Source organism: Microbacterium paraoxydans (assembly GCF_019056515.1).
Classification (GTDB): Bacteria; Actinomycetota; Actinomycetes; order Actinomycetales; family Microbacteriaceae; genus Microbacterium.
In genome coordinates, this window is the sequence record NZ_CP064873.1 from 2,925,607 (window position 1) to 2,947,566 (window position 21,960).

Consider the following 21,960-nt stretch of genomic DNA (forward strand, 5'->3'; position numbering starts at 1 on the left):
CTCGTTCCTCTCAGTACACGACCGACGGCAGCTGAGCCGTCTCCTCATGGGGCTGTTCGTCGGTGTCCGGCCCCTTCTGGGCGGCCTTGACGATCAGCCGGACCTCGACCACGGCCAGCGCGGCGTAGATCGCGGTGAAGGCGATCAGCGATATCAGGACCTCGAGTCCGCTCACGCCGGGCGAGACGCCGTCGCGGGTGGACATCAGACCGAACACGATCCAGGGCTGTCGACCCATCTCGGTGAACACCCAGCCCATGATGTTGGCGGCGAGCGCGAGCGGGAACGACCAGATCGCGACCTTCCACATCCACGGCGCGACCGGCTTGGTGGCCTTCTTGCGGGTGACCCAGAGGCCGGCGACGGCGACGAGGGCGGCGGCCATGCCGAGGCCGATCATCCAGCGGAACGACCAGTAGGTGATCCACAGAACAGGGGCGAAGTCGGTGAGACCGGTGCTCGCATAGGTCTGGGCGTACTCGGCGTTCAGGTCGTTGATGCCGTGCACACAGGCGTCGAGCGTGTGGGTCGACAGCAGCGACAGCAGGTACGGCACCCGGATCGAGAACAGCTCCGAGCTGCCGTCCGGCGTGCCCAGCGTGAAGATGCTGAAGGAGGCATCGGCGCCGCAGACTGTGTTGAACGTCGCCTCGGCGGCGGCCATCTTCATCGGCTGCGCGGCGTACATCGCCAGACCGAGCTGGTCGCCGGTGAGCACGACGCCCGCGGTGGAGAAGATCATCGCCCAGAGGCCGAACTTCAGCGAGACGCGCATGGTGTCGAAGTGCTGCCCGCGGGCCAGGTGCCAGGCGGACACCGAGATGACGACACCCGCGGCGAACATGAGCGCGCCGAAGATGGTGTGCGGGAACGCGGCGAGGGCGACGGGGTTCGTCAGCAGCGCCCAGAAGTCGGTGAGCTCGGCGCGGTTGGTCACCTCGTTGTACGTGTAGCCGACCGGGTTCTGCATGAACGCATTGGCGGCGATGATGAAGTACGCCGACAGGATGCTGCCGATCGAGACGCACCAGATGGTGGCCAGGTGGATCTTCTGCGGGAGCTTGTCCCAGCCGAAGATCCAGAGGCCGATGAAGGTCGCCTCGAAGAAGAACGCCAGCAGGCCCTCGAAGGCGAGCGGGGCGCCGAAGACGTCGCCGACGAAGCGGGAGTAGTCCGACCAGTTCATACCGAACTGGAACTCCTGCACGATGCCGGTGACGACCCCCATCGCGAAGTTGATGAGGAAGATCTTGCCGAAGAAGCGGGTGAGGTGCAGGTACTGCACCTTGCCGGTACGTACCCACGCCGTCTGGAAGATGGCGGCGACGAGCGCCATGCCGATCGTCAGCGGGACGAAGAGGTAGTGGTAGACGGTCGTCAGGCCGAACTGCCATCGGGCCAGGGCGAGCGGATCAAGCCATTCCATGAGCGACTCCCGTTCTGTTCGACGCCTGCGCGGCGGTGTCGCGCAGCTGCACGGTGCATTCGGAGGGCAGCGCGGCCTCGCGCACGCACTCGGCTTCGAGCGGACCCCCCGCTTCTGCAAGGATGCCCTGCATCAGCCCGAGATGCACCTGGCACAGCATCGGGCGGTCCTCCGGCCGGCCGGCCGCGTGCGGGCACGGACTCAGATCGACGGTCAGACCGCGGTCGTCCACGACCGGCTCGAAGCCGCTCTCCTCCAGGTGCTCGACGAGCGCGTCGAGCTGGTAGGTGGCGTCCTTCCCGAGGGCGGTCCCGGTGCCGGGGAGGACGCTCCGGAGCAGGTCGCCGCGACGGGCGGCGGCCTTGGCCTTGTTCCGTGCGACCGGGCTGGAGGCGTCCGGGGCCCCGGTGGCCGCGCGGTACAGCGTGCGCGGGCGCCCCCGGGTGGTGCGGTGCTCCACGGTCGGGATGACGTAGCCGCCCTCGATGAGCCGCTGCAGGTGCTCGCGCACCGTGTTCGGGTGCAGGCCGGTGGCCTCGCACAGGTCGCCGATCGCGAGTTCTCCGGAGGCACCGGAGTGCCCGGCCTCGAAGAGGAGGTGCAGGATGCGCACCCGGGAGTAGCTGGAGATCGGCCCGCAGACGGACCCGCCGTTGGACATGTCTCAATTATCGGCCGGGGCCGGCGGCCGGCGGGGGAACCGGGCCGTGAATAATCGCCTGGTCGATAGGGATGTCTGATCCCGCCGATAGCCTGGGGGCATGGCCACCCGGAAACCCGCTCCCCCCGCGTACGTCTGCACCGAGTGCGGGTGGACGACGGCCAAGTGGGTCGGTCGCTGCGGGGAGTGCCAGCAGTGGGGCACGGTCCAGGAGCAGGCCGCGCAGACCGGCATCCTCCGCCGTGTGAACGCGCTCGCACCGACCGCCGATCGCGCGGCGCGGCCGATCACGCAGATCACGACGCAGGACGCGCCGCGTCGCACGAGCGGGGTCGGCGAGTTCGACCGGGTGCTCGGCGGCGGCATCGTGCCGGGGGCCGCGATCCTCCTCAGCGGCGAGCCCGGCGTCGGCAAGTCCACCCTGCTGCTCGAGGTCGCCGCGCAGGCGGCGCGGAGCGGGCGCCGGGTGCTCTACGCCAGCGCCGAGGAGTCGCCGGCCCAGGTGCGCCTGCGGGCGGAGCGGACGGGCGCTCTGCACGACGAGCTCTACCTCGCGAGCGAGACCGACCTCGCCACCATCCTCGGCCACATCGACGAGGTGCAGCCGCAGCTCGTCATCGTCGACTCCGTGCAGACCGTATCGTCGTCGCTGACCGACGGCGCGGCCGGTCAGCCCAGCCAGGTGCGGGAGGTCGCCGCGACCCTGATCCGGGTGGCGAAGGAGCGCGATCTGCCGATCATCATCGTCGGCCATGTGACCAAGGACGGTCAGGTGGCGGGGCCCCGGGTGCTGGAGCACCTCGTCGACGTCGTGTGCAACTTCGAGGGCGACCGGCAGACCTCGCTGCGCTTCATCCGTGCCCTCAAGAACCGCTTCGGTCCCACCGACGAGGTCGGCTGCTTCGAGATGACCGGAGACGGCATCGCCGAGGTGCCCGATCCCTCCGGTCTGTTCCTGTCGCAGGGCGCCTCCGAGCCGGGGACCTGCGTGGCCATCTCCCTCGAGGGCCGTCGCGCCCTCCCCGTCGAGGTGCAGGCGCTCACCGTGCCGAGCAACGCCCCGAACCCCCGGCGCATCGTGCACGGCCTCGACTCCTCGCGGGTGGCCATGGTGCTGGCGATCCTCGAACGCCGGGCGGGCGTGCCCACCGGCAGCCTCGACGTCTACGTGTCCACGGTGGGCGGGGTGCGCTTCACGGAGCCCGCCGCCGATCTCGCCATCGCGATCGCCGTCGCCGGGTCCATCCAGATGATCTCGGTGCCGCGCACGGTCGCCGCCGTCGGCGAGCTCAGCCTCGCGGGCGAGGTGCGGCCGGTGACGCAGGCGGCGCAGCGGCGCTCCGAGGCCGCCCGGCTCGGCTACGAGCAGGTGGTGGACGACCGCTCGAAGACCCTGCGCGCGGCGCTGGGCGACGTCAGGGCGCGGAACAGCGCCCGTCGCCCCGACCGCGACATCCCGCCGTTCTGAGTCGGAGGGGCGCCCGGGTCAGGCGTCGAGCGCCTTGAGCAGCTCCACCGGGTCGGCCTGCATCGGGTGCGGTCCCGCGATGTCGAGGAACACGGTCGTGATCGGGTGGGCGGAGAGGAACGCGCGCAGCCAGGCGGCGTCGTAGATGCCGACCCCGGGCGGCAGGTTGGCGGGCTTGTTCTTCGCGTCGCTGAAGAGCAGCAGGGCGAGGTCACCCGAGTTCGGGTCCCGATAGGTCCACACCTCTCCGCTGTCGAGCGGATTGTCGCGCGCTCCCGGCTTGATGAGCGGGACGACGGTGGTGCCGTGCCGCAGCGCGAGGGCCACCGCGGCGACGTCCTGCTTCTCGAGGGCGAGCGCCAGAGCCTCGGACCGGAAGTCCTCGGGCGCCGGCTTCTTCTTCGCGCTCTTCCCGGACTTCGCCTTCTTCGCTGCCATGCCTCCAGCTTAGGCATCGGGGCGGCGGGGCGGCGCCGGGGAAAGATTGGGGCCCTCTCGAGTCCTCCATTGGGGACTGGGGTACTCGAGAGGGCCCTCGGACTCTCGAGCGGCGGTGTCGAAGCGCTGGGGACGCTGTAGTTCGACGCCACTGGGGATGGCATGTTGCCGCATAGCGGGAGAGTCACCTCTATGGTATCCCAAAGACCGGGCCCTGTCAGCACAAGTGCCCGTCGGGCGCTCAGAACAGGAGGATCTGGGTGGTCGTGGCGCTGGGGAACCCGCCGATCGAGACGCCCACGTGGTACGAGGCGCCACCGCCGGGAGCACGCTGACGGTTCTCCTGTGCGCAGGTCTCGACACTGGACCGGGTGCGGTCCCAGACGACCGGCTCCTTGCTCACCACGGTGGACCCAGCGGTGAGCGTGGCGATCATGCTGCTGGGGTTCTCCTGGCAGTCCGTCGAGCGCCACCACTCGTCCGAGCCGCTGGAGATCGTGAACACCTGCGTCGTGGAACCCACGTCGATCGTGCAGTCCTTCGTGCCCTTGTTGGTCAGGGAGATGGAGAGCTTCGGCAGAGCGCCGTCGGGATAGGACTCCGCATCCGTGACGGCTTTGACCTCGATGTCCTTCGCCTCGCAGGGGACGACGGCCGGAGTGGCATCCGCCGACGGCGAGGGGGCGGGCGAGGCCGATCCGGACGGCGTGGGCCCCGAGGAGGCGGAGGAGGTCGGTGCGGGTGCCGGCTCCTGCGCCCCCGTGGACGCCCACGGCCGGGCGATGAGGAGCCAGACGGACGCGCCGACGATCGCGAGGACGAGGATCAGCCCGAGCAGTACCGCCAGACGCCGACGACGGTACACGGCGGCGGAGTGACGGGGCATGCCTCCAGGTTAAGCGATCCCCGTCCGCGCCCCTGGGAGGCGCGAGGCGGTGGTCCGGGGCTCAGAGCACCTTGAGCATGCGCGTGTTGCCGAGCGTGTTCGGCTTCACATGCGCGAGGTCGAGGAACTCCTCGACGCCGGCGTCGCCGCTGCGCAGGAGCTGCGAGTACACGTCCGGATCGACGACCTGCTCCCCGATCGGGGTGAAGCCGCGACGCCCGAAGAAGTCGACCTCGAACGTGAGGCAGAACAGGCGGGTGAGCCCGAGCGACCGCGCGTTCTCCTCGAGCCGCTCGACGATCGCCCGACCGACGCCGTGGTGGAGCCAGTCGTCGCGGACGAGCAGGGTGCGCACCTCGCCGAGGTCTTCCCAGATCACGTGCAGAGCCCCGCAGCCGATCAGCTCCCCGTCCGCCTCGGCGACGACGAACTCCTGCACGGCGCCGTAGAGCACGGCGAGATCCTTGCCGAGCAGGATGCGCTGCTCCACCATCGGCTGGAGCAGGTTCCGGATGCTGACGATGTCGGCGCTGCGGGCCGGCCGGACGATGTACGCGCTCACCCGACCAGCCTAGGACCCGCCCCTCCCGTCGGCTCTCAGACGCGACACAGCTTCGGAGATCCCGGGCGACACCCCGGCGCCCCGGGGCGTCGCCCCGTGTGTCGCCTGTCGTCTCCGAAGTCGTGCCCGGGGCGAGGGCGAAGTGGGGACGACGAAGGGGCGGACGCTGTCGCATCCGCCCCTTCGGGTGATCGTGTCGAGGATCAGTCGTTGCCGGTGATCGCCAGGTCGGGCGTGCCGGAGATCGCGCCGCCGCCGGTGTTGACGCCGACCGCGACCTTCTCCCCGCGCGGGCCGTGCTCGAACAGGAACTCCCCGTCCTTCGCATCGACCTTCACGTGGTCGCCCGAGTCGAGCTCGCCGTGCAGGATCTTCTCCGACAGACGGTCCTCGATCTCGTGCTGCATCGCGCGACGCAGCGGACGGGCGCCCAGGGCCGGGTCGAAGCCGATCTCGATCAGGCGCTCCTTGGCGGACTGCGACAGCTCGATCGTCATGTCGCGGTCGAGCAGACGCTCGCCGAGGCGCTTCGTGAACAGGTCCACGATCTGCACCAGCTCGTCCTTGCTCAGCTGCGGGAAGACGATGATGTCGTCGACGCGGTTGAGGAACTCGGGCTTGAAGTGCCGCTTGAGCTCCTCGTTGACCTTGCCCTTCATCCGCTCGTAGCTCGTGGCGTTGTTGCCCTCGATCTGGAAGCCGACGGGGCCGCCGGCGATGTCGCGCGCACCGAGGTTCGTGGTCATGATGATGACCGTGTTCTTGAAGTCCACGATCCGACCCTGACCGTCGGTGAGGCGACCCTCTTCCAGGATCTGCAGCAGCGAGTTGAAGATGTCCGGGTGCGCCTTCTCGATCTCGTCGAAGAGGACCACGCTGAACGGCTTGCGCCGCACCTTCTCGGTGAGCTGGCCACCCTCTTCGAAGCCGACGAACCCGGGAGGGGCACCGAACAGCCGCGAGACGGTGTGCTTCTCGCCGAACTCGCTCATGTCGAGCGAGATGAGCGCGGCCTCGTCGTCGAAGAGGAACTCCGCGAGCGCCTTGGCGAGCTCGGTCTTTCCGACGCCCGTGGGGCCGGCGAAGATGAACGAGCCCGAGGGACGCTTCGGGTCCTTGAGGCCGGCACGCTGACGACGGATGGTCTTGGAGAGCGCCGCGATGGCCTCCTCCTGACCGATGACGCGCTGGTGCAGCGCCTTCTCCATGAAGACGAGTCGGCTGGACTCCTCCTCCGTCAGCTTGAACACGGGGATGCCGGTCGCCTGAGCGAGCACCTCGGCGATCAGGCCCTCGTCGACGACAGCCTGGGTCGCGACGTCACCCGCACGCCACTGCTTCTCGAGACGCAGCCGCTCGGCGAGGAGGCTCTTCTCCTCATCGCGCAGGGAGGCGGCCTTCTCGAAGTCCTGCTCCTCGGAGGCGATCTCCTTCTGCTCGCGCACGGCGGCGATCTTCTCGTCGAACTCGCGCAGCTCGGGCGGGCTGGACAGGATCGACAGACGCAGACGTGCGCCCGCCTCGTCGATCAAGTCGATGGCCTTGTCCGGGAGGAAGCGGTCGGAGACGTAGCGGTCGGCGAGGTTCGCCGCGGCCACGATCGCGCCGTCGGTGATCTGCACCTTGTGGTGCGCCTCGTAGCGGTCGCGCAGCCCCTTGAGGATGTTGATCGCGTGCGGCAGCGTCGGCTCGTTCACCTGCACCGGCTGGAAGCGGCGCTCGAGCGCGGCGTCCTTCTCGAAGTGCTTGCGGTACTCGTCGAGCGTGGTGGCACCGATGGTCTGGAGCTCACCGCGGGCGAGCAGCGGCTTGAGGATGCTGGCCGCGTCGATCGCGCCCTCGGCGGCACCCGCACCCACGAGGGTGTGGATCTCGTCGATGAAGACGATGATGTCGCCGCGCGTGCGGATCTCCTTGGTGACCTTCTTCAGACGCTCCTCGAAGTCGCCGCGGTAGCGGGAACCGGCGATGAGCGAGCCGAGGTCGAGCGAGTAGAGCTGCTTGTCCTTCAGCGTCTCGGGCACATCGCCCTTGACGATCGCCTGGGCGAGACCCTCGACGACGGCGGTCTTGCCGACGCCGGGCTCGCCGATCAGGACGGGGTTGTTCTTGGAACGGCGGGAGAGGATCTGCATGACCCGCTCCGCCTCCTTCTCGCGCCCGATCACCGGGTCGAGCTTGTTGTCGCGCGCGGCCTGCGTGAGGTTGCGACCGAACTGGTCGAGCACCTGCGAGCCGCCCTGCGCACCCGACGGGGTGTCGTTGGACTGCGCGCCGACGGACGCGGGCTCACGGCCCGGAGCGCCGGAGAGCAGCTGGATGACCTGCTGCCGCACCTTGTTGAGGTCGGCGCCCAGCTTGACGAGCACCTGAGCGGCCACGCCCTCACCCTCGCGGATGAGGCCGAGGAGGATGTGCTCGGTGCCGATGTAGTTGTGACCGAGCTGCAGGGCCTCGCGGAGGCTCAGCTCGAGCACCTTCTTGGCGCGCGGCGTGAACGGGATGTGGCCGGTCGGCTGCTGCTGACCCTGGCCGATGATGTCCTGCACCTGCTCGCGCACGGCGTCGAGGGAGATGCCGAGCGACTCCAGCGCCTTGGCTGCGACGCCCTCGCCCTCGTGGATGAGGCCGAGCAGGATGTGCTCGGTGCCGATGTAGTTGTGGTTGAGCATCTTCGCCTCTTCTTGGGCGAGGACGACCACTCGACGGGCTCGGTCCGTGAATCTCTCGAACATGTTGACTCCTTATTCGCACGGGGCGAAGACGCATGAAGCGCTTGTACATCGAGAGTAACGACCAGAAATGGCGGGTATGCCCGTGTTCGCCGTGGGCATAGCGAGGCCTTGACGGGTTTATCGACAGTCGTTATGTTAACGAAAGTCGATAAACCCTGACTCTCAGGAGGAGCTCATGCTCGCCACGGAAAGACGCCCTTCGCTCGCCGACGGCATCGCGCTCGGGCTCATCGCCACCGGTGCGGTCAGCGTCGGGATCGGCGCCATCGTCGCCGTCGCCCAGGCCGCCGGTGCCCTGTTCTCCCCCTCGCCCACGGTCGCGATGCCGGTGCACGACGTCGACCTCTCCGCCCTCGACGGCGTGGCCGGGATCGAGGGCGCCACCGTCGACTCCGCCCTCGTCACGCTCACCGCGCCGCCCACGAGCGCCCGCTGGCTGCTGCTGCTCGAGACGGCGCTCCCCGCGCTCGCCACCGTGGCGCTGTGCGCGGTGGTCTGGTGGCTCGGCGTCTCCCTCATCCGCTCCCGCCCGTTCCGCGCCTCCCTCGGGTGGATGTTCGCCGTCGCCGCCTGCCTGCTGATGGCGGGCACCCTGTTCGGGCAGCTCGCCGGCGGCATCGGGCGGGCCGAGATCGTGAGGGATCTCGCCGCGACCGACCCCGCGGTCGAGGACGTGCTGTGGACGCTGCTCATGGAGTTCGATCTCGCGCCCGTGGGGTGGGCGTTCGCCCTGGCTCTCGTGGCAGGCGTCTTCACCATCGGCCGCCGTCTGCAGCGCGACACGGAGGGACTGGTCTGATGGCCGCCGTCACCGCCACCCGCTCCGAGCGGGCCGATGCGATCACCGTCATCCTCTATGCGGCGGCGGCCCTCGTTACCGTCGGCCTCGCGACGACGCTCCGCGTGGGCAGCACCTTCCGGGACGCCGGGATCGCGTGGACGATCCCCATCGACGAACAGCCGATCTCGGCGACCATAGACTCCGGGCAGATCTCGATCGAGGGCATCGCGCAGAGGGCGATGATCTTCGCGACGGGAGTGAACGGCGTGTCGATCGCCGCCATCGTCGCCGCCATCGCGCTGTGGGCTCTCGCCGCCGTCGCCGTCATCGGCGCGGTCACGCTCGTCGCCTGGAACTTCCTCCGCGGCCGGTTCTTCGTGGCGGGCAATGCACGCGCCTTCGACGTGATCGGCTGGACACTGGTGCTCGCGCCGATGGCGATCGTGATGCTCGAGACGATGGGACGCAACGGCGTGACCGCGGCGCTCGGCATCGGCGACGGAGAACCCGTGCACCCGATCGAATTCTGGACGATCGCGCCGATCTTCGCCACCGGAGTCACCGTCGGCCTCATCGCCGTCGCCTTCCGTCGCGGCATCCGGTTGCAACAGGAGAAGGTCGTGCTGGAGAAGGAGACGGAGGGACTGGTCTGATGATCTCGTTCGGCTCGGAGGCCGTCTGGCCGTCTCTGCTCAACATCGGGATCGCGCTCGCGGTCTGTGCGGCCGTCGTCGCCCTCGTCGTCTGGAACAGCCGCCGCCGTGGCAGCCGCACGGTCGCCCTCGACGCGGCGCTCACGCTGTCCGGATGGTGGATCACGCTCTCCGCACTCGGCGCGGTGGTCATCGTCGTCAAGGCGTTCGCCGCCGACTGGGCGGAGCTGCACGGTGCGACGACGGTCTTCCTCGACTGGCCCTCGAGCCTCCCGTGCTCGGAGTACGGCGACAGCACGACGACGATGCTCAGCTGCGGCGGCACGGAGCTGTCGGACTTCACGGTGGGCCACGCGTCGCTCGGGCTGCGCCTCCTCGCCGCGGCCGCACAGCTCAGCACGCTCGCCCTCACGACGATCCCCGCGGTGGTCCTCGCGCTCATCTGCTTCCACACCCTTCGCGGCCGCGCGTTCTCCCGCACCGTGACCCGCGCCCTCGTCGGGGGTGCGATCGCGTTCGGGGTGCTGGGCGTGCTCTCTGATCTCCTGAGCGGCATCGCCGCCACCACCGGACTGCGGGAGGCCCTGCCCGCGGACAGCACCTGGTATCCGCAGACCTACTGGCTCACCGTCACCCCGCTGCCGTTCGCCGCGGCGCTCGGCCTCCTCGCCCTCGCCGCGGTGTTCCGTCAGGGCATGCGCGTCGAGCAGGAGCGGGCCGCCCTGGAGCGCGAGACGGAGGGCCTGGTGTGAGCCCGGCGGAGAGCGACGACGAGTTCACGGGCATCCACTGCCGTCTCGATGAGCTGCTGGCGGCCCGCGGGATGACGCTGACGGAGCTGAGCGCCGCCGTCGGCGTCAGCATCGTGAACCTGTCGGTGCTGAAGAACGACCGCGCCCGCGCGATCCGCTACTCCACGCTGCGGGCCATCTGTGACGCGCTCGACTGCGAGGTCGGCGACCTCCTCGTCCTCGCCGATCGCTGACCCCTGCCGACCCACCCCCTTCCGCGCACCCCGGCCCCTTGCGGACGCACGCAGGGGGCCGGGACGCACGAAGAGGGGTGGGTCGGCGGGAGGGCGAGCACGGTCACGCGCTGGATTGCAAGCCCCTTCTATGAGTCGGCTGTGAGTGGATAGCGTCGTCGCATGATCAGCACCCGCATCCCCTCGCGTCGCGGCCTCCGCCTCCTGGCGATCGTCCCGGCCGCTGCCCTCGCCTTCTCCCTCGCCGCCTGCGCGGGAGAGAGCCGCCCCTCGGTCGACGAGGTCGCCGACGGCATCCAGAAGGTCTTCGAGGGCACCCCGCAGGAGGAGGCCATGACCGACGACGCCGCCACCTGCCTGGCCGAAGCCCTGGTCGACTCCGACCTCAGCGACGAGACGCTCGGCTACATCGCCGACGGCGAGGACAAGCAGCGGGACGAGGCCGACAAGGCCCTCACGACCCAGATCATCCAGGACAACCTCCAGGACTGCGTCACGCCCTGAGGGCGGCACGCAGCGAAGGATGACGGCCTGGGAGGGCGGCCGTCATCCTTCGTCATATCCGCCCAGGGAATTCTCAGGCTCTCCTAGCGTTGAGCCTCATGGCGTGCACCCGGCGCGCCGCGATTCTGGAGTCCCCACCTCAATGAGCACCACCGCACGCGCCCAGAAGGCGCCAGACACCCGCGGGCCGGTCCGGAAGCTGCTGACCTCGTTCGGCTTCCAGATCATCGCCGCCCTCGTCCTCGGCATCGCCGCCGGTCTGATCGGCCGTCAGCTCGGCGCCACGCCCGAGAACCCGACCGCCCTGTCGGCGACCCTCGACACGATCGGCAGCTCGTACGTCACGCTGCTCCGCGCGGCTGTCGTCCCGCTGATCTTCACCGCGATCGTCGCGAGCATCTCGAACCTCCGTCGCGTGCAGAACGCCGCCCGCCTCGCCGGGCAGACGATCCTCTGGTTCGCGATCACCGCCTTCATCGCGGTCATCATCGGCATCGTCCTCGGCCTCGTGATCCAGCCGGGCAGCCGCGCCGGCGAGGGCCTGGAGCCGGGCGAGCCGTACACGGTCGGCACCTGGTGGAACTTCCTCCTCGGCCTCATCCCGCAGAACTTCCTCGGCCTGACCGTCAGCACCTCCCCCGGAGCCACCGAGGGCGCGTTCACCTCGAGCGTCGGCTTCAACATCCTCCAGGTGATCGTGGTCGCGGCCGTCGTCGGCATCGCGGCGCTCAAGGCCGGCAAGAAGGCGGAGCCGTTCCTCGTCTTCACCGAGTCCCTGCTCAAGGTCATCCAGCGCGTGCTGTGGTGGATCATCCGCATCGCTCCGCTCGGCACGTTCGGCCTCATCGGCTCCGCCGTCATCAAGTACGGCTGGGAGAAGCTCGCGTCGCTCGGCTGGTTCGCGGCCGCGGTCTACATCGGCCTCGCGCTCGTGCTGTTCGTCGTGTACCCCATCCTGGTGCGCACGCACGGCCTCTCCATCAAGCAGTACTTCTCGGGTGTGTGGCCGGCGGTGCAGCTCGCCTTCGTGAGCCGCTCCTCCATCGGCACGCTGCCCCTCACGGAGCGCGTGACCGAGCGCAACCTCGGTGTGCCCCGCTCCTACGCCTCGTTCGCCGTGCCGCTGGGCGCGACGACGAAGATGGACGGCTGCGCCGCGATCTACCCGGCCATCGCCGCGATCTTCGTCGCGCAGTTCTTCGGCATCGAGCTGAACTTCGTGCAGTACCTGCTGATCGTGATCGTCTCGGTCGTCGGTTCCGCCGCCACCGCCGGCACCACGGGCGCGGTCGTCATGCTCACGCTGACGCTGTCCACCCTGGGTCTGCCGCTCGAGGGCGTCGGCCTGCTGCTCGCGATCGACCCGATCCTCGACATGGGCCGCACGGCCGTGAACGTCGCCGGTCAGGCGCTCGTCCCCGCGATCGTCGCGAAGCGCGAGGGCATCCTCGACGAGGAGCTCTACAACGCGCCGCGCGAGGGCCTGCCCTTCGCCGACGACTCCGGCGACGACGCTCCCGAGGCCGACGCCGCCTCCACCCCGGAGCCCGCCGGCGCCCGCTGACCCGGTCTCCTCACGAGCGCCCCACCTTCCTCTCGAAGGTGGGGCGCTCTTTTTATCTCCCTTCCCCGCCGACCCACCCCTTTGCGTGCGCCCCGGCCCTTTACGCGCGGGCGGAAAGGGGTGGGTCGACCGGAAGGGGTGGGTCGGCGGAAAGGAGGGGTCAGTTGCGGCTCAGGGGGCGGGTCGCGCCGCGGGTGTCGAGCGCGAGCTCCTCGGCGTCCATCGCGGCCAGCAGCTCCCGCATGACCTCCTCGTCCAGCTCGCCGGCGTCCCGCTCCGCGACGAGGATCTCCCGCCGCACCTGCAGCCATCCCTTGGTCAGCGCGACGAGGTCGTCATAGGAGGGGCGGGCGACGGTGTCCTCGACCTGCTGTGCGTCGTCGGTGTCCTTCTCCACCCGGGTCATGCGCTTGGTGAAGGCATCGAACATGCCGAGGTCGACCTCGCCGTGCTTCTGCTCCCACTCCCGGCGCTTCTCAGCGAGGTACGCCTTGCCGGCCTCGCGGCTCTTGGCCTTGACCATCTCCAGCGCCGCGACGTCTTCCTCGTGCTCCTCGTCCCCCGCGATCTCGAGCCGCCGGATGAGCAGCGGCAGCGTGAGCCCCTGCAGCAGGAGCGTGCCGACGGTGACGATGAAGGCGACGACGACGATGGCGTGCGAGGCCTCGGTGTCGAGCCCGGCCAGATCGGCGGCGGCCACCGCGATCGCCAGGGTCACCACGCCGCGCATACCCGCCCACGAGATGACCGCATTGTCCTTCCAGGTGAGCCGCAGCCCGGCCATGCGCTCCCGGACGATCTGCGTCCGCAGCTCATCCGTGCTCTGATCGCGCCACCGCCGGGACCGCCGTCGCCGTTCGTCGAACTCCCCGGATGCGATGCCGCGATCCATGCGGGCGAGCCGGCGGCGGTCCTGGAAGTTCGACCACGCGCTGATCGGGTAGATGTAGAGCGGCCGCACGACGAGCACCACAAGCAGCACGGCGCCGGAGAGCAGGAGGATGTGCCCCACCGACTCGCTGCCGAGATCGCTGAGCACCCGCGGGAACTGGAGGCCGATGTAGGCGAACACGAAGCTCTCCAGCAGCAGGTCGGCCGAGAGCCACAACGGCGCCTCCTGCTGCCGGGTCGTGTAGTCGGTGCGCGGGGCGTTGAAGCCGACGAACAGTCCCATGGCCACGACCGCGAGGACGCCGGAGCCGAGCAGATGCTCCGCGATGTTGTACGCGCCGAACGGGGCGAGCAGACCGAAGGTGCCGATCACCACCGGGTCGCCGATGCGCATGCGGAGCTGATGCAGGACGATCCCGAAGATCAGCCCGATGCCCACCCCCACGCCGACCGCGAGGAGGAACTGCCAGATCCCATCCCAGACGGTCAGCGTCGCCCCGGCGAGGATGGCCGCGAACACCCGGTAGAGCGTGAGCGAGGTCGCGTCGTTGATGAGGCTCTCCCCGGACAGCACCGTCATGATGCGGCGAGGTAGACCGAGACGACGGCCGATCGCCGCCGCCGACACCGCGTCCGGCGGGGCGACGATGGCGCCCAGCAGCAGCGCGCCGGGCAGCGTGAGCGACGGCAGGATCCACCAGGCCACGAGTCCGACGGCGAACGCGGTGAGCAGCACGAGCCAGATCCCGAGGCGGCGGATCTGCGGCAGGCTGCGCTTGAACCCGACGAACGACACGTCGAGGGCGGCGGAATACAGCAGCGGCGGCAGGACGAGCCCGAGCAGCAGGTGCCCGTCGATCTCCAGCTCCGGCACGAACGGCAGGAACGAGGCGGCGAGCGCCACGACGGTCACGAGCAGCGGGGCCGGCCACCCCCGCGATCGCGCGACGGCCGCCACGGCGACAGCTCCGACGAGGACGTAGAAGATCCCGGCTTCCATGCGGAAAGCGTAGCGGCGTCGTCGGCACCCCCTGCCCGCCGGGCGTCAGTCGCGGGCGGAGCGCTCGCGTTCCGGCGCCTCCGCATCGAGAGCCTCCCGGAGGCCCGCGTTCTCATCCTGCAGGTCGAGGACCCGCGCGATCCCGGCGATGTTGATGCCGTCGCCGCGGAGCTCGGCCGCGCGACGCAGGCGGGTGATGTCATCGTCGCTGTACCGGCGCGTGCCGCCGTCGCTCCGGGCGGGCGCGAGGAGGCCCTTGCTCTCGAAGAGCCGGATCGTCGCCTCGGGCAGGTCGACGAGTTGCGCGGCCACGGCGATGCCGTAGAGCGGGGTGCGCGAGTCGCGTGCGGTCATGAATGTCCTCGTCTCCGGATCGGGGTTGCGAAGATTCCTGCGTGTGTTCTATAACAAATCTATACCTCAGGTGCAGATAATCTGCACGCCACCTCAGCCCTTGCAGGGCCGCACGAAAGGAGACACCTCATGGCACTGACCTTCGATCCCTTCAGCCAGCTCGACCGCTTCGCCGCGAGCGTCCTGGACTCCGTGCGCGCGCCCCGGTCGATGCCGGTGGACCTGTACCGCGACGGGGACCGCTACATCCTGCACGCCGACCTCCCCGGCGCCGACCCCGGCTCCATCGACGTCGACCTCGACGGCGGGCAGCTCACGATCCGCGCACAGCGCACGGCCGACACCCGCGAAGGCGTGCGCTGGCTCGCCCGCGAGCGCGGCGCCGGATCGTTCCTGCGCCAGTTCTCGCTCGGCGACGGAGTGGACCTCGACAACATCAGCGCCTCGTACGAGAGCGGTGTCCTGTCGGTCGTGATCCCCGTCAGCGAACGGGCGAAGCCACGCAAGATCGTCGTCGAATCCGGCGAACAGCGCCAGGCGATCGACGCCTGAGCACCCGGGGGCGGTGCTGCGGCACCGCCCCCCTCTCATCCTCTTCTCACGGAAAGGACGAAACATGGCACTCTCCCCGACCCTCGACCGCTTCCTCGCCGAGATGGAGTACCCCGCGACCCGCGACGACCTCCTGCGCGAAGCCGCGCGGGAGGGACTGCCGAACCACGACCGTGCGGCGCTGCACGACCTGCCGGAACAGAGCTTCAGCGCCGCCTGGCTCATCCGCTATCGCCTCGCCAGGAACGCGCTCGCCGACGCGCTCACCCCCGCCTCGCGCCTCGCCGCGTAGGGAATGCCGGAGCGGCCGCCGAGGTTGCATCCGGAGATGAACGACGTCGCCCTCTCCGTCCTCGACCTCGTGCCGGTCCGCTCCGGCCAGACCAGTGCCGAGGCCATCACCGCCTCCCTCTCCCTCGCCGCGACCGCCGACCGGCTCGGCTATCGCCGGTACTGGTTCGCGGAGCACCACAACATGCCCGCGGTCGCATCGACCACGCCGCCGGTCCTCATCGCGGCCGCGGCCACGCGCACCTCGCGCATCCGCCTCGGCTCCGGCGGCGTGATGCTGCCGAACCACGCGCCCCTGATCGTCGCCGAGCAGTTCGCCGCCCTCGAGGCCATCGCCCCCGGCCGCATCGACCTGGGCCTCGGCCGCGCGCCGGGCAGCGACCCCGTGATCACTCAGCTCCTCCGCGGGTCAGGGACCACCAGCGACGTGGAGCAGTTCCCCCGCCACGTGCAGGACATCGCGGCGCTCTTCACCGCCGACGGCGCCACGGTGCGCTTCACCTCCGGCGGGGAGTACACCGTGCGGGCGACTCCCGCCGCGACCGGGGTGCCCGAGGTGTGGCTGCTGGGGTCGAGCGACTACTCCGCGCAGCTCGCCGCCTCCCTCGGCCTGCCGTACGTGTTCGCGAACCACTTCTCCGGACAGGGCCTGGAACGCGCCCTCGACCTCTACCGCACGAACTACCGCCCGAGCGAGGAGCACCCGGAGCCGCGGACCTTCCTCACCGTGAACGCCGTCGCCGCCCCGACCGCAGAGGAGGCGGAGGCCCGTGCCCTGCCGCAGCTGCGGATGATGGCGCGACTCCGACTCAACCAGCCGCTCGTCGCGCTCGAGACCGTCGAGCAGGCCCTCGCCGCGGAGCACGACGCCGCGACCGATCAGGTGGTCGAGGCCGCGCGGTCGCGGTGGTTCGTCGGCACCGGGGAGTCCGTCGCCGCCGAGGTGCGCTCCTTCGCGTCGACCTACGGGGTGGACGAGGTCATGCTCTCCCCCGTCGCCGGCGCCTATGACGCGGAGCCGAAGGACTCGGCCGCGGGGCGCGCGCAGACGCTGGAGCTCGTCGCGGGGGCGTGAGTCGCGTCGCGGGGGTGTTCCGTCGCGGGATCACGAACGCTCCCCCACGCGGCCCGGGCGGCGCGTTTCTGATCCCGCGTCCGGTTGCTCCCGCGTCCGGTTGCTTCCGCCCCGCGGGATCGATATCGCTCCCCTGCGCACTTCCCGCAGCACCTTTCTGATCCCACGTCCGATCGGTCACTTGGTGCGGGATCGATAACGCTCCCTTGAGCGCTTCCCGCGGCACCTTTCTGATCCCGCGCGCCGGCCGTCGTCGCGCCACCCCGTGCGAGCGGGAATCGGGGCCCCGGCAGGTCCCGCAACGCGCTCTTTCGCTCCGTCCGGGAGCCTCTCGCTGTCTCGGCATGCGGGACGGGAAACGTGCCTTCAGCGGTCGCTGGAGGGACACTTCTGATCCGGCGCGAGGAAGAGACCTCCGCCACAATCGCAGGTTGATTCGAATTGTCCACAGGAGCCGGGCGGAGGATGATCGACCGTCCGGACGCCGACCCTGCACGGACAGCATGGACGCATGCGACACCGGATCCCTCTCCCGCCTGACCTCGGCCCTCATTTCGCCGTCCGTGACGCAGCGGCCATCGGGGTCGGGCGGAAGAGATACTCCAGCCGAGACCTCGCGCGGCCGTTCGCCGGAGTGCGGTCGGCGAACGAACCCGCCACGTTCGACGATCGAGTCGCCGCGTACCTTCCACGCCTCCGTGAAGGCCAGGCATTCGCCGGACGCACGGCCCTCCGGCTGTGGGGGCTTCCCGCGCCCGTCCGATGGTCGCCCGATGAGCCCCTCGACGTCGCCGTGCACACCGGGACCTCACCGCCAAGGACGGTCGGTGTCCGAGGGCGCCGCATCGCCCCGGGACGGGCGGACACATGGCACATCCACGGAGTTCCGACGGTCGATCCGGTCAGCGCACTGTTCCTCTGCGCGCGGGAGTTCGTGTTCACGCCGGTCGTCGTGGCGCTCGATGCGCTGGTCACATCGTCCGACGTCTATCCGGGGCTGCGGATGGGCCGGCCGGTCGCGACCATCGAGAGCATCGATCGACAGCTGACGCGATGGGGGCGGTTTCCCGGGTGCGGTCGCATACGCGATGGGCTGGCATTCGCACGACCGGGCGTCGAGTCGCCGAAGGAGACCGAGACCCGGCTGCTCCTCACGAGCTTCGCCCTCCCGGAGCCCGCGATCCAGCACATCGTCTCCGTGGACGGACGCTTCCTCGCCCGGGTCGACCTCGCCTACCCCGAATGCCGCATCGCCATCGAGTACGAAGGCGACGGCCATCGGACGGACCGTGATCAATGGCGGATCGACATCCGGCGTCAGCGCGACCTCGAGGACCACGGATGGCTCGTGATCCGCGTGACCGAGCTCGATCTGCGCGACGGTGGCGCTGCCCTCGCCGCCCGTGTGCGTCGCGCACTCACGGTTCGCCACGGCATCCCTGGATGAGACGTGCTCATGGCTGGGCTTTCGGTCCTCTCCGCGATGAGGGGGCTGGCTCCGGATGTCAGGGAGGCGTAGCCTCGGCGGCAGAGAGAGGGGTTCGACGATGAGCACCAAGACACTCGCACTCTGGGTCGCGTACGGGACGAACGGGGTGGTGGGGAGCATCCGCCACGATGAGAACGGCTATGTGGTGACCATGGCGGGAGCGGACGCGGCGGCCGGGACCTATCCCAGCCTCGCCTCCGCGAAGGGCGCGCTGCACGCCCGTATGCTGCCGGGCAGCGCCTGGCCGCGGTTCCAGGAACACTGACCCGCTCCTCGTCGTGCGGGATCGAAACAGCACCTCCCGAGCCGGTACGAGGTGCGATTCTGATCCCGCGATACCTGCGGCTGTGGGGGATCTCGGCGGCGGGGTGCGCCGGTTGGAAAACGGGCGCAGATCGTTCGGCGAACGTGTGTTATCGATCCCGCCAACCGGGGGCGCGGCATGCCGGATCGAAATCGGGCGCGGGCCGGTACGGGAACGTGCGTTATCGATCCCGAACGCAGGATGCACGCGCGGGCGGGCCGGGTCAGGACTCGGGTTCGCCGGAGAGGATGCCGCGGAGCCAGTCGCGGGCCTCGATGAAGATCTCGTCGGAGTAGCGGTCGGGATACTGCACGATCTGCCGGTCAGCACGCGGGTACGACCCGAGGAACACCACACGGGGGCTGAAGCGGCGGATCCCGAGCAGGGCGTCGGCCATCCGCTCGTGCTCGATGTGACCGTCCGCGTCGATCACGAACCGGTACCGGCCGAGCTCGTCGCCGATGGGCCGGGACTCGATGAGGGAGAGGTTGATGCCGCGCGTCGAGAACTGCTCCAGCATCTCGAGGAGAGAACCAGGGTGGTCATGCGGGAGCTCGACGATCAGCGAGGTCTTGTCGGCACCGGTCGGCGCGGGCGAACGCGTGGTGCGGGTGACGAGGACGAACCGGGTCACGGCCGCCGCGTTGTCGCCGATGCCCTCGGCGAGCACATCCACGTCATAGTGCTGCACGATGCCGGGAGCGGCGATCGCGGCCTGCGCGGGCGAGGTGCCGTCGAGGACGCCGATGGCCGAGGCCACGTTGCTCGCCGCCGGCACATGCGAGTGGGTCGGGAGGTGTTCGCCGAGCCAGCCGTGACACTGCGCGTAGGCGACGGGGTGCGCGGCGATGACCTCGACCTGGTCGAGAGTGGTGCCGCGCGGCGCGACGAGGACGAAGTTCACCCGCACGAGGTACTCGCCGATGATCCGGAGCCCCGGCAGAGTCGCCAGCGCGTCCTGCGTGGTCGAGACCCCGCCCTCGATGGAGTTCTCGATCGCGATCATGGCCGCGTCGCTCCGCCCTTCGAGGACGTCCGCGAGCGCCTCGCCCACGTTGTGCACCGGTCGCCAGTCCTGTCCCCTGGCCTCGGCCACCTGGTCGAGCGCTGCCTCCGTGAAGGTTCCGGCTGGTCCGAGATAGCTGTAGGTGCGGCGTGCAGTCACGGCGTTCAGCCTATCCCTCGGTGACTCATGGGGTTCCCGCGTGTCAAGGCGGATGCGCGTATCGGCTGCACGGGGCAGACTGAGAGCATGAGCAGCCGTGCCGGCCTCCCCGCGGAGGAAAGTGACCTGATCGACGTCGACGAGCTGATCGCCGCCTACTACGACCGCGTGCCGAATCCGGATGTCGCGAGCGAGCGGGTCGTGTTCGGCACCAGCGGGCACCGCGGCTCGTCGCTCACGAAGAGCTTCAACGAGAACCACATCCTCGCGACGACGCAGGCCATCGTCGACTATCGCGCCGCGCAGGGCATCACCGGTCCGCTCTTCCTGGGGCGCGACACCCACGCGCTGTCCCTCCCGGCGGAGCGCAGCGCCATCGAGGTCCTGCTCGCGAACGGCGTGGACGTGCGCGTCGACGCCCGGGACTCGTGGGTGCCGACCCCCGCGCTGAGCCACGCGATCCTCACGTACAACCGCGACCGCGCCGCCGATGACCCGGGCCGCGCGGACGGCATCGTCGTGACCCCCTCGCACAACCCGCCGCGCGACGGCGGCTTCAAGTACAACCCGCCCCACGGCGGTCCCGCCGACACCGATGCGACCGGCTGGATCGCCGACCGCGCCAATCAGCTCATCGCCGGCGGCCTGACCGAGGTCCGTCGCGAGCGCTTCGCCGACGTGGACTGGGACGCGATCACCGGGTACGACTTCCGCGACGCCTATGTGCGCGACCTCCCGTCGATCATCGACATCGAGGCGATCCGCCGCGCCGGCGTGCGCATCGGGGCGGACCCGCTGGGCGGCGCGTCGGTGGAGTACTGGTCGCTGATCGCCGAGATGCACGACATCGACCTCACGGTCGTCAATCCCGAGGTCGACCCCACGTGGCGCTTCATGACCCTCGACTGGGACGAGAAGATCCGGATGGACCCGTCGTCTCCGTCGGCCATGGCGTCGCTCGTGGCGAAGAAGGGCGACTACGACATCCTCACCGGGAACGACGCCGACGCGGACCGGCACGGCATCGTCACCCCTGACGCCGGGCTCATGAACCCGAACCACTTCCTCGCCGTCGCCATCGACTACCTCTTCTCCCACCGGGAGCACTGGCCGCGCGAGGCCGCCGTCGGAAAGACGCTCGTGTCGTCGATGATCATCGATCGCGTGGCCGAGTCGCTCGGGCGGCGTCTGCTGGAGGTTCCGGTGGGCTTCAAGTGGTTCGTGCCCGGACTGCTCGACGGCTCGGTGGCGTTCGGCGGCGAGGAGTCGGCAGGCGCCTCGTTCCTGCGCCACGACGGCTCCGTGTGGTCGACCGACAAGGACGGCATCCTCCTCTGCCTGCTCGCGGCCGAGATCCTTGCGGTGACCGGCAAGACTCCGTCCCAGCGCTACGCGGAGCTGGAGGACGCCTTCGGCGCTTCCGCCTACCAGCGCGTCGACGCCCCCGCGACCCCTGAGCAGAAGGCGACGCTCGGCAAGCTCGCCCCGGAGTCGGTGACCGCGACCACCCTCGCCGGCGAGGACATCATCGCGAAGCTCTCCCACGCCCCCGGCAACGGTGCGGCGATCGGCGGCCTCAAGGTGCAGACTCCGCACGCATGGTTCGCCGCGCGCCCGTCCGGAACCGAAGACGTCTACAAGCTCTACGCCGAGAGCCTGCGCGGTCCCGAGCACCTCGCGGAGGTGCAGGCCGAGGCCCGCGCCGTGGTTTCCGCCGCCCTCGGCGACTGATCCTCCCTCCCCCGGCGCCGCGTCCGCGCGTGCTCCGGGATCGAAACCGCTCCCCTCGGCCACCGCCGGGGGGAGTTTTCGATCCCGCCCGGCTTGGCGCCGGCGAGGGACCCTGGTGATCAAGTCCACCCGAGGCCGGGCGGACGAGCCCGCGGCGGGATCGGAAACGGGCCCGCCACGCCTCGGGGAGGGACGTTGTTGATCCCGTCACCCCCGGGCCGGGCGGGAGCCGAGGCGCAAAGCCGGTGGCGGGATCGGAAACGGGCCTGGCACGGACTGGAGAGGGACTTTCCTGATCCCGCTAGCCGGGGCGCGGCGGGAGCCGACGCGCAGAGCCCGGGCGGGATCGAAAGCGGGCGCGGCAGGCCTCGGGGAGGGACGTGATCGATCCAGCCGCACCCGGGCGACGGTTCCGCTCCCGGGACCTCCTGACAATGGGACGGTC

General features: G+C 70.0%; 22 protein-coding genes. 13 read left to right on the top strand and 9 right to left on the bottom strand.

Going from position 1 to position 21,960, the window contains the following annotated elements:
* Positions 1-10 precede the first annotated feature (10 nt).
* The gene (locus IZR02_RS14385; RefSeq protein WP_025105485.1) at positions 11-1,426 is read right to left on the bottom strand and encodes a cytochrome ubiquinol oxidase subunit I; all 1,416 of its coding nucleotides are present in this window, start codon (positions 1,424-1,426) and stop codon (positions 11-13) included.
* Positions 1,413-2,087, bottom strand: coding sequence for a helix-turn-helix transcriptional regulator (locus IZR02_RS14390; protein ID WP_025105484.1), 675 nt, complete (start codon positions 2,085-2,087; stop codon positions 1,413-1,415). The genes IZR02_RS14385 and IZR02_RS14390 overlap by 14 nt, the downstream gene beginning before the upstream one ends.
* A 100-nt stretch (positions 2,088-2,187) precedes the next feature.
* Between IZR02_RS14390 and radA the strand changes: the two genes are divergently transcribed.
* The gene (radA, locus tag IZR02_RS14395; protein ID WP_025105483.1) at positions 2,188-3,555 is read left to right on the top strand and encodes a DNA repair protein RadA; all 1,368 of its coding nucleotides are present in this window, start codon (positions 2,188-2,190) and stop codon (positions 3,553-3,555) included.
* An 18-nt stretch (positions 3,556-3,573) separates the two neighbouring features.
* On the opposite strand, the gene IZR02_RS14400 is transcribed toward radA, so the two are convergent.
* The 4 genes from IZR02_RS14400 to IZR02_RS14415 form a co-directional block, all read right to left on the bottom strand.
* A complete protein-coding gene (locus IZR02_RS14400) occupies positions 3,574-3,993 on the bottom strand; it encodes a hypothetical protein (RefSeq protein WP_025105482.1) in 420 nt (139 codons plus the stop codon).
* Between the two features lie 241 nt (positions 3,994-4,234).
* Positions 4,235-4,879 carry a hypothetical protein gene (locus IZR02_RS14405; RefSeq protein ID WP_025105481.1) on the bottom strand — a complete coding sequence of 215 codons (645 nt, stop codon included), beginning with the start codon at positions 4,877-4,879 and terminating at the stop codon, positions 4,235-4,237.
* A gap of 61 nt (positions 4,880-4,940) precedes the next feature.
* A complete protein-coding gene (locus IZR02_RS14410; protein WP_025105480.1) occupies positions 4,941-5,441 on the bottom strand; it encodes an amino-acid N-acetyltransferase in 501 nt (166 codons plus the stop codon).
* A 203-nt stretch (positions 5,442-5,644) separates the two neighbouring features.
* Complete coding sequence (locus IZR02_RS14415) at positions 5,645-8,176, bottom strand: ATP-dependent Clp protease ATP-binding subunit (RefSeq protein WP_025105479.1); 2,532 nt, start codon at positions 8,174-8,176, stop codon at positions 5,645-5,647.
* Positions 8,177-8,351: 175 nt separating this feature from the next.
* On the opposite strand from IZR02_RS14415, the gene IZR02_RS14420 reads away from it, so the two are divergent.
* From IZR02_RS14420 to IZR02_RS14445, 6 genes are all read left to right on the top strand, one after another.
* Positions 8,352-8,975: a hypothetical protein gene (locus IZR02_RS14420; RefSeq protein ID WP_062765525.1), complete on the top strand. Its 624-nt coding sequence runs from the start codon at positions 8,352-8,354 to the stop codon at positions 8,973-8,975.
* Entirely contained in the window at positions 8,975-9,610 is a 636-nt protein-coding gene (locus IZR02_RS14425; RefSeq protein WP_025105477.1) for a hypothetical protein, read from the top strand. The genes IZR02_RS14420 and IZR02_RS14425 overlap by 1 nt, the downstream gene beginning before the upstream one ends.
* Entirely contained in the window at positions 9,610-10,362 is a 753-nt protein-coding gene (locus tag IZR02_RS14430; RefSeq protein ID WP_025105476.1) for a hypothetical protein, read from the top strand. The genes IZR02_RS14425 and IZR02_RS14430 overlap by 1 nt, the downstream gene beginning before the upstream one ends.
* Entirely contained in the window at positions 10,359-10,595 is a 237-nt protein-coding gene (locus tag IZR02_RS14435) for a helix-turn-helix domain-containing protein (protein ID WP_025105475.1), read from the top strand. The genes IZR02_RS14430 and IZR02_RS14435 overlap by 4 nt, the downstream gene beginning before the upstream one ends.
* Positions 10,596-10,757: 162 nt before the next feature.
* On the top strand, positions 10,758-11,099 hold the full coding sequence (locus IZR02_RS14440; protein WP_025105474.1) for a hypothetical protein: 342 nt from the start codon (positions 10,758-10,760) through the stop codon (positions 11,097-11,099).
* A 142-nt stretch (positions 11,100-11,241) separates the two neighbouring features.
* Positions 11,242-12,663 (top strand): dicarboxylate/amino acid:cation symporter, encoded by a 1,422-nt coding sequence (locus IZR02_RS14445; protein ID WP_025105473.1) that lies wholly within the window; start codon positions 11,242-11,244, stop codon positions 12,661-12,663.
* 160 nt (positions 12,664-12,823) lie between these two features.
* Here the strand turns inward: IZR02_RS14445 and IZR02_RS14450 are convergent, their stop codons facing one another.
* Together IZR02_RS14450 and IZR02_RS14455 are read right to left on the bottom strand one after the other, a co-directional pair.
* Positions 12,824-14,554 (bottom strand): cation:proton antiporter, encoded by a 1,731-nt coding sequence (locus IZR02_RS14450; RefSeq protein ID WP_062765528.1) that lies wholly within the window; start codon positions 14,552-14,554, stop codon positions 12,824-12,826.
* A gap of 45 nt (positions 14,555-14,599) precedes the next feature.
* Positions 14,600-14,908, bottom strand: coding sequence for a MerR family transcriptional regulator (locus IZR02_RS14455; RefSeq protein WP_025105471.1), 309 nt, complete (start codon positions 14,906-14,908; stop codon positions 14,600-14,602).
* A gap of 129 nt (positions 14,909-15,037) precedes the next feature.
* Here IZR02_RS14455 and IZR02_RS14460 point away from each other — a divergent pair, with 129 nt between their 5' ends.
* The 5 genes from IZR02_RS14460 (at position 15,038) to IZR02_RS14480 (ending at position 18,580) form a co-directional block, all read left to right on the top strand.
* Complete coding sequence (locus IZR02_RS14460; protein WP_025105470.1) at positions 15,038-15,460, top strand: Hsp20/alpha crystallin family protein; 423 nt, start codon at positions 15,038-15,040, stop codon at positions 15,458-15,460.
* A 64-nt stretch (positions 15,461-15,524) separates the two neighbouring features.
* Entirely contained in the window at positions 15,525-15,752 is a 228-nt protein-coding gene (locus IZR02_RS14465; RefSeq protein WP_025105469.1) for a DUF2795 domain-containing protein, read from the top strand.
* A gap of 36 nt (positions 15,753-15,788) precedes the next feature.
* Positions 15,789-16,826: an LLM class flavin-dependent oxidoreductase gene (locus IZR02_RS14470; protein ID WP_025105468.1), complete on the top strand. Its 1,038-nt coding sequence runs from the start codon at positions 15,789-15,791 to the stop codon at positions 16,824-16,826.
* Between the two features lie 511 nt (positions 16,827-17,337).
* Positions 17,338-18,273, top strand: coding sequence for a hypothetical protein (locus IZR02_RS14475; protein WP_157544387.1), 936 nt, complete (start codon positions 17,338-17,340; stop codon positions 18,271-18,273).
* 100 nt (positions 18,274-18,373) lie between these two features.
* Positions 18,374-18,580: a hypothetical protein gene (locus IZR02_RS14480; RefSeq protein ID WP_025105466.1), complete on the top strand. Its 207-nt coding sequence runs from the start codon at positions 18,374-18,376 to the stop codon at positions 18,578-18,580.
* 262 nt (positions 18,581-18,842) lie between these two features.
* On the opposite strand, the gene pheA is transcribed toward IZR02_RS14480, so the two are convergent.
* A complete protein-coding gene (pheA, locus tag IZR02_RS14485; protein ID WP_029990079.1) occupies positions 18,843-19,793 on the bottom strand; it encodes a prephenate dehydratase in 951 nt (316 codons plus the stop codon).
* Between the two features lie 78 nt (positions 19,794-19,871).
* Here pheA and pgm point away from each other — a divergent pair, with 78 nt between their 5' ends.
* Positions 19,872-21,515: a phosphoglucomutase (alpha-D-glucose-1,6-bisphosphate-dependent) gene (gene pgm / locus IZR02_RS14490; protein WP_025105464.1), complete on the top strand. Its 1,644-nt coding sequence runs from the start codon at positions 19,872-19,874 to the stop codon at positions 21,513-21,515.
* The last annotated feature ends 445 nt before the right edge of the window (positions 21,516-21,960 follow it).